At 40.7% G+C, this 654-nt stretch carries 1 pseudogene; it reads left to right on the top strand.

What is annotated here, in order from left to right:
- A pseudogene (locus J7R10_RS08395) lies at nucleotides 1–654 on the top strand (hypothetical protein); the annotation flags it as partial.

Below are 654 nucleotides of genomic sequence, written 5' to 3'. Positions count from 1 at the left end.
GCAGATGGTACAGAAAGTGAGTCAAGTTATCACAATGTAGCGGAAGCTTTTGCTGGAGTTGGTAGTTCTATTACCAATATACATAAAGAAGTAAAGAACGAGATTACCAAAGTTGTGGGAGATAGCTTAGTTAAGCGAGATGAGAAGACAAAAGTTATCGTGATCGGTGGTGAGAAAGATGGTGGCAGCATCAGTATAGCAGATAGCTCGAATGGGGATCGTACGCTTTCTGGTGTAAAGAAAGCAGAGAATGATAATGAAGCAGTTAATAAGGGTCAGCTTGATGCAAGCTTGAAGGATCTTTCTAATAACCTTCAGTCTGATGGTTCAGCTGTAGTTCATTATGATAAAAATGCAAAGGGTGAAACTGATTATACGAGTGTTACTTTTGGTAAAGGAAAGGGTTCTGTGGCTGTTGGTCTGCATAATGTTGCGGATGGTACGCTTGCTCAAGGTTCGCATGATGTGGTTACGGGTGGTCAGATTCATACGATCGGTAAGGATATTGCAAAATTTTTAGGCGGTAATGCAAGCTTTAAAAACGGTGCTTTCACCGAGCCAACCTATGAATTATCTTACATTTCTAAAGATGGAGCTGTAACAGCGAGTTCCTTTCAAGGTGTTGGAACTGCTTTTTCAGGTCTTGATACAAAT

The organism is Bartonella vinsonii subsp. berkhoffii ATCC 51672, assembly GCF_902825225.1.
Taxonomy (GTDB): Bacteria; Pseudomonadota; Alphaproteobacteria; order Rhizobiales; family Rhizobiaceae; genus Bartonella; species Bartonella berkhoffii.
The sequence above is the reverse complement of the archived record's forward strand: the minus strand, read 5'-3'. Positions and strand labels throughout refer to the sequence as shown.